Origin of the sequence: Citrobacter telavivensis (assembly GCF_041807075.1) — a bacterium.
Taxonomy (GTDB): domain Bacteria; phylum Pseudomonadota; class Gammaproteobacteria; order Enterobacterales; family Enterobacteriaceae; genus Citrobacter_A; species Citrobacter_A telavivensis.
In genome coordinates this window covers 265,543-272,574 of record NZ_JBGUBF010000005.1, presented here as the reverse complement: position 1 = coordinate 272,574, position 7,032 = coordinate 265,543, and the positions used below count along the sequence as shown (strand labels likewise).

Here is a 7,032-nt window from a genome sequence, read left to right as displayed (position 1 = left end):
CATTCAAAGAAAAGCTCCTGAATCGCCATGATGGGTAAAACTGCGGGTAAAATAAAATCCACTTCTGAAAAATCCCTTTCCTAACAATCCCCTGCCATGCCAATTCGATGTATGCAGGGGACACCATGACCACTTTTCACCATATCTGGTAAAGCCCACACAGCCCGCGCCACACAAGGCTTAGAGCTAAAATCAATATCCAACCATTTCCACCGAATAGCACCCATATGCTCTGACGGACGGCTTCTTCCTTAAATTCAGGTGTAAATCGTGGTGTGCCCATATGCTCCCCCTATGCTCAAACTATAGGGTAGGATCGTCTACCGGGGCGGAGTCTCAAAAGTGCGTGTAACTAAAACGGGTCTATTTACATTTACAATATGATTAAACTAACTCACAGAAGAATCGTGGTGTGTTACCATGAGTAAACAAAATCCCCTTATCAGATAAAGAAATCAGAGAATATGAAATCTCCTCATTGGGAGCAGTAAATATTGCAGGTAATACTATTTGGGCCATCTCAGATGAGATTGTTTCACTTTTCAAACGCCTTATTTTAGTAGATGTGAACATGTAATTTTCCTCAGATTTTGTATAGTTAAATCTGACCATGCGATCCACTATGGAATTAAACTTTTTATCAATAAACTCTGTACCTTCAATCTTGATAAAACCGGTATTATCTTTATTTTTCAGTATAAATGTCATTTCAATGACAACTGTCGCTTTGTCATGCTTTATTACCATTTTAGAAGAGCACGTTTTGAGTTGATCATCAAAACTGAAAATTTCATTACGGCTGGTTAAATGAATCGCCATGCCGATAATTCCGATAGTTAACATCAAAAATACCGAATGCACTATTGTTCTTTTCATACTGCTTTCAACCCTTTGATATGTACCGATATACATTTTAATTTATCTTTTGTTGTAAGTGGTTCATTACATTTTATTAATGTATGCGTCGGCATATTTCTGTGTGCGGAAATATAAATCCATGGGTAAATATCACAAGTAAGATTTACTTTTGAATTCTTTATTGCATCCTGCCAGGATAACGCGTCAAAATTCCCCATATAATGGCACCCATCTTTTTCGCCAATCAATTTATATTCAGCAAAGAAATTACAAGAATCGGGCCCCTGACTGTATAGTCCGAGTGAAAAGGAAATAACTACACCCATGAAAATGCAAAAATAGACATACACAGTCCATTTAAAACAAAAGGTACGCCAGAATAACGTTTTAAATGTTCCATAACACGAAAATTCAGTAGAAATTTTGTTTGAATGTTGTCCTTCAAAATTTCTCGGCAGTTCTTCACAGATATTATCTGGCGTGGTAATCTCCTTCAAAGTAGTTTTTCCGTCAATTTTAAAACCTATCTTAGGGACGGTTTTTACAACAACGGCATCACTCCCGGTAACTGCTTTTATCCCTTTTCTCAGGATTGATATGTTTTGATATAATGTATTCTGCGGGACGTGCTTCCCGCCATCATCCCAACCACTTTGAAATAACATGGACTGCGGAACAACATTTGGAGCATTATTAAGTAATGCAAGAAAACAACGTGAAGCTGGCGTTGGCAGATGAAAAATCGCTTTTCTATCATTGCATGAAGTCAGCAGATTATCTTCAGGCCAGAACTCGAAGGCATCATTAATCAGTAAACCCTGTGTCATGTTCTTTCCTGTATATCTGCCCTTACAGAAGGGATGAACGACTCTTTAGGAGAGCTTAATAAATTTAAAGAATGATAGGTTATGTTAAAAAAAAACAAGTTATTGATACTCAATGTTAAACTCGTCAATATTATTAATATTCCAGTAAAGCATTAAACTTAACTACGTTAGTATTGCCGTATAACTATATACACAAGAACAGCATTTACACCATCCTTGCAACAAACTAATTAACTAAATGAAAAATATTTAAAATATAACCATATGATAATGATGTAAGCACACTTATTACTGTCATGTTGTTATCAATGACTGATGTGGCAAGTTTTATCATGCATGCCGCCTGTAACACTTGTCCAAATCGACACTGAGTCTCAGGAAACATTTAATTCAAAAAGTTATAATTACAATATGATTATTTTAATTGAAAATCAACTACAACATTATGTTCGTCGCAACCATCACCCTGCATTATTGAGATTATTCCCACCTGATGAGGAATTTTCTGAATAACAAGCTTCCTTAAGTGTATGTTATAAGAATATAAAATATAAATTTTGTGAACATTCTTAAGACGCACACAACTTCACTATCTGGAAAAGGAATGCGTATAATGGAAATTAGTGGAAAGCAAGTAAAGCACTTATTCGATAAGAAAACGGTCTCAATTGTTAATAATAGTAATAAGAACTGTTACCATGTCTGGCCTGGAGGAAACAATCTACTTTGTAAAGGGTTGACCAGCATCATTTCATCACTACCTGACCATTTTAACAACCAGGATCCTGCTGATATTGTATTCATTGATATTTCGGTGCAGAATTTCCATGCAATTATCATGGAGGAATGGATCCAAGCCTTTAATGGCTGTAAGTTAATACTAATCTGTGATAACAAACTGAGTCCTCTTGCTCATTACTGGTTCTTAAGAATGAGAACCCTCGGGGTCATCGGAGGTGTCATTTACCCTCATGATAACATTAATGAAATAATTCGGAAGATTACGATAATCATTAGCGGTCAACCTATTATTATTGACAATATTACGCCTAAAATCTCTTTAAAGGAATACAGTATCTTACAGTTATTATATCTTGGTGCTAATGCTAAGAGAATAGCATCACTCTGCAACTCAACTGTAAAAACCATTTATGCACACAAATCATCGATCGAAAGAAAAATAAGCATACCCATAAACAGAATTCCACGTTAAGCATAGCTGAAAGATATTTTATTTGGACGAAGCAACCTAACCTGGTGGTATCGATGTGTGGCAGAATAGTGTTCATTCTGAACCTCGTCAGTTGAATATACATCGTGTCAACACCGCCCTTCACCATGCAGGAATTATGATGAATGGACGCGTTTTATCCTCGGCCTGGAAAAAAGAGCAGAGAGAGGAGCAGTGGAACGTATATTTTGTAAAAGCGACAAACATGCCCGACAGGCAGCAAAGTACCCGGATTTCTATCTGAAAAAGCTGCCGATGTCGGGTGCCTTACTGGCGTACTATGACGATGGAATCTGCTTTCTGAACTTATGACCGGGCCGTCTGAAGATCTGTCGTTCAGCCAGTCATTGATACTACTGTTGATAAAGCACATCCTGGAGAAGCACGTGCGGACATGTGCGACGTTGGTTTTTGTCCAACCGGATGGTAGTGGAAAAGCTGAGACTTCCGGCACTCGCAGGATGACAGAACAAACTGGAATTCTATCCTGTACTACCAGCATCGCCGCTAAGGATGCCTCTCCCCCACGCCGGAGAGAATACCCGAATGCATGGCATTGGATGAAACAGGGTAGAGCTGTCTGAAACGTAGTGAGGTCAATATAAAATACACCATCTGTTTAAATATCGTTCGTGCTTCGAATTGATCACGATAAAAAACTGTTTTTTGACGTTGCCAGCACTCCGGTATCAGGAGTCACAAAATATTGAAATTTATAGGCGACAAGCACTCCGGCTAGCAGTAGCTCAAAACATTATTTTGGATTGCGGCATTTCAGACTTACCTGTTTCACATATTTAATTTTTCCGTAAATTTAGGAACATGTCGGATTATTAGCTAACAATCTCATATTCCATTGGTGACTGGCTTCTGTCATCATTTAATGGCTACCATAATGGTTCCGCGATATCTGGATAATACATATACCTGACACAGACTCATGTATATATATTTTACTAGGATTGATATTAAATAAAGGATTATATAAGTGACAACAACCAACAGGCTAACCTACGCCCCTACAGTGACTTTCACCCCTGCATTACCCATTATTGATAACTCAGTCATCAATATAGGAAATATTACGGCGATTAATATTCTTCCATCCACAACATTTAACGCAGGGACGATTTCTTCTTATCGTACGACAACGACTGAGCAACCTTTTACCGTCACCAGTAGTGACAATCTCACCCGGGATGTGGGTGCTAATGAGAACGTTAATATTCTGCAATCCTGGTCATGCTCAATGACAGGGAAAATTGATTTCAGGTTTTTGAGTGATGGAACACAGACCAATGTTTGCTCATCTTCTGCGTATCCCCATGCCATTGTGACGCCACAATCCCTGATGGCAAAATGGTGGGACCAGAATCAGGCATCTTCGCAGCATGGAATGCCGCAGCGACGTTAACTCTGTCATAATTATGTGGGTGTCAATCGGGTAATACAGAGAATGAACCATGGTTTTTACGGTGCTCCATGCTTCAGTTACCTACTATTTCATTCATGAGTTTGCTTACCTCCTGCAAGGTGATATTTATTGTGAGAACACTTAATTCTCTTCGGGAGAGTTATCATGAAAAAGAAAATATAAATCACTTTAACTTTATGAATTCATTGATTATTAGCGTTTTATTTTCATCAAGAAAAATGAAATGAGATCTTATTAAAACGTTCAGGCTATACACTTTCAGGTATTGGCCTTATATTTTCCGCCAGAAAGAACGTCTCTCAGTAATAGTTACATGTGCAGAACTGTCTTTCATATTACTCATTATTCTGGTTTCTTATTAAGAGGGTTCCATGATAGAAGTTAGTGGCAAACAAGTAAAACAACTGTCTGATGATAACATGATCCAGGATTTACCATTCTATATATGGCCCGCCGATAACAGTTTGCTGGCAAAAGGATTAACCGGTATTCTTGCATCCTTACGTTCACGGAATAATGTGGGTGACACAGATATTATTTTTGTTGATATTTCTCTTCAGACTTTCCATGCTATCATAATCGAGGAATGGCTTATGTCATTCAGAAATTGCAGGTTAATTTTAGTATGTGATAAAAAAATGACACCATTTGCCCACTACTGGTACCTGAGGATGCTAACACTAGGTATCTCCGGCACTATTATTTACCCGGTGGACAATATGGATGAGATTGTCCGAAAGATATCTTCAGTTATTAATAGCATTCCATTAACTGATAATGCAAAAACACCTTCTGTTTCCCTAAAAGAATATAGCATTTTAAAATTAATATTCTCCGGAGCAGATATTGAAAAAGTAGCATCATTTTGCAATTTAACTGTAAAGACGGTGTATGCTTACAAATCTAAGATTGAGAAAAAAATAAAAATCCCGATCAACCGAATCCCACGAAAATAGAATCCATTTTCGTTTTCTTTCATAGCTGTGTTTTTATTAACCTGTCAGAGAGTTCAATCTCCACCCTGAGGTTATGGATGTTACGGGTAATACTCTTATGTAAGAACGTTGTCATTTTCCCTTATGGGAATATCATTATTTAATAAGGCTTCGCAGGTCGTCATAAAAACCATGACTCGCCTATGAATGAGAATATATTACACAAAGGTGTCAGTATGAAAGATTCAAATAGATATGAATTATTTTACATTACAGCCATGGAAGTGCTGGAAAATTTAATTATTGATGCTACCAATAAAAAAGAGACGTTAAAGACGCTCCAGGATGAAAGCTACCAGGCGGGTTATCTAAGTGCGCTAAAGAAAGTAAAATTGTCATTTGAGCGACAAGCCAATCTCTTTAATATTCGCTTATAATCATTTAATGATATATCGAATCCGGCGAAAAGTCTCCGTCCATCCCCTTCACGTCGATATCAGCGCCAGCTCTGATCAACTGGCGCATCATCAGTATGATAGTGTAGAGGGCTTCAGGCGACCAGGGCGCGTTGACAAATTCTGTTGTGGGGCTGTAACTACAACAGAATTCTGTTTACATCCTGCCAGTTCCGCCGTATTGCTACGTGGTTCGACATGCTATCTGAACGCTTTGCGTCCTACATTGCTGTGACCGCATCTTTCATATGGCTCGTTTAAGATAATACCGACTTACAGAAGAGGATTCCGATGGGTTCTATTTTTTCGAAGCTATTTTCACAATTAAAATTACGGACGAATACTGCGGAAATACCCGTTCAACCACTCGACGATGAGAAGATGATCATGCTTGATGCTGAAAACCTAGCCGAACAGGGTATTGCCGACGCTTATCAGAAACTACTGCCGGAACTCACCAGGTACGTTGCGCATCCAGCGGATCTCACAGAGATATTGGATGCCGACGTTCCAGATTACAAGATTCAATGCGACGGGCAAGAGTATCTCATCTACTCCGCTGAAGAGCCTGGCACTGAAAGTGAAAGTTGGGGAAGAGCTACCTATTTTTTCTTCCTCTGCGTAAACAAGCAGCTTGTGGGCACCGACGTGCAGCTTTACGCGATAAACGGTGGCAACGACTTGAGTGCCCTTTTTCTCGCACCAGAAGAGGCAAAGGCCGCGCAAAGTGCGCTTCCACGCAAGACTGACTGGCCGTACGTCCCGACGTTGAACGACCCGTGGTACGGTCAATTTCATTGAGTTGGCCGCAGCACTGTCTTTTGTCAACACACACTGGCGTAAGTATCCGGCATATTTTGATGATCGCCGCGGCTCATAAACCATAAATAATGCAGTTTCTGATTCAGACGCCCCAGAGCGCCAAATATTCTCCCCTGAGCAAGTAACCAGCTTTTATGCTCAATTAAATATCTGGAGAATCTTTTCTGTTTTCGGGCATCGGCCAGCCAACAAAGGGGCAATATGAGGACCGACTGAAGCAAGTTGTATTCACTCCAGAGAATCAGTGGTCAGCAGATCTAGTGAGTTATTCTAGGCATAAAACAGGCAAAGAACGCTCACTAAATCAATTTAACCCGGCTTACAAATGAATACGATCAATCACTTCACGTTACTGTTCTTCGTTAAGTACAGAAGGACGACCAAACCGCTTCCCCACAGTTTTTGCTTTAACAATCCCTGAATATGTACGTTCAAGTAGCATGTCTATCTCAAACCCAGCCACACCTTA

The 7,032-nt window shown here is 39.3% G+C and carries 7 protein-coding genes and 1 pseudogene; 5 read left to right on the top strand and 3 right to left on the bottom strand.

The genetic code is table 11. The features are described from left to right. Window positions 1-384: 384 nt before the first annotated feature. A complete protein-coding gene (locus ACERJC_RS19930) occupies window positions 385-876 on the bottom strand; it encodes a YqeJ family protein (RefSeq protein WP_373672335.1) in 492 nt (163 codons plus the stop codon). Continuing rightward, on the bottom strand, window positions 873-1,685 hold the full coding sequence (locus ACERJC_RS19925; RefSeq protein ID WP_373672334.1) for a winged helix-turn-helix domain-containing protein: 813 nt from the start codon (window positions 1,683-1,685) through the stop codon (window positions 873-875). Before ACERJC_RS19925 ends, ACERJC_RS19930 begins: the two co-directional genes overlap by 4 nt. 613 nt (window positions 1,686-2,298) lie before the next feature. Here ACERJC_RS19925 and ACERJC_RS19920 point away from each other — a divergent pair. The 5 genes from ACERJC_RS19920 (at window position 2,299) to ACERJC_RS19900 (ending at window position 6,542) form a co-directional block, all read left to right on the top strand. Continuing rightward, entirely contained in the window at window positions 2,299-2,898 is a 600-nt protein-coding gene (locus tag ACERJC_RS19920) for a helix-turn-helix transcriptional regulator (RefSeq protein ID WP_373672333.1), read from the top strand. Between the two features lie 1,006 nt (window positions 2,899-3,904). Then, the gene (locus ACERJC_RS19915) at window positions 3,905-4,330 is read left to right on the top strand and encodes a hypothetical protein (RefSeq protein ID WP_373672332.1); all 426 of its coding nucleotides are present in this window, start codon (window positions 3,905-3,907) and stop codon (window positions 4,328-4,330) included. Window positions 4,331-4,722: 392 nt separating this feature from the next. Continuing rightward, window positions 4,723-5,307: a LuxR C-terminal-related transcriptional regulator gene (locus ACERJC_RS19910; protein ID WP_373672331.1), complete on the top strand. Its 585-nt coding sequence runs from the start codon at window positions 4,723-4,725 to the stop codon at window positions 5,305-5,307. A 215-nt stretch (window positions 5,308-5,522) separates the two neighbouring features. Continuing rightward, window positions 5,523-5,723 (top strand): hypothetical protein, encoded by a 201-nt coding sequence (locus ACERJC_RS19905; RefSeq protein ID WP_373672330.1) that lies wholly within the window; start codon window positions 5,523-5,525, stop codon window positions 5,721-5,723. Window positions 5,724-6,032: 309 nt separating this feature from the next. Beyond that, on the top strand, window positions 6,033-6,542 hold the full coding sequence (locus tag ACERJC_RS19900) for a hypothetical protein (protein ID WP_373672329.1): 510 nt from the start codon (window positions 6,033-6,035) through the stop codon (window positions 6,540-6,542). 373 nt (window positions 6,543-6,915) lie between these two features. Here ACERJC_RS19900 and ACERJC_RS19895 read toward each other — a convergent pair. Next, a pseudogene (locus tag ACERJC_RS19895) lies at window positions 6,916-7,026 on the bottom strand (recombinase family protein); the annotation flags it as partial. Window positions 7,027-7,032 lie beyond the last annotated feature (6 nt).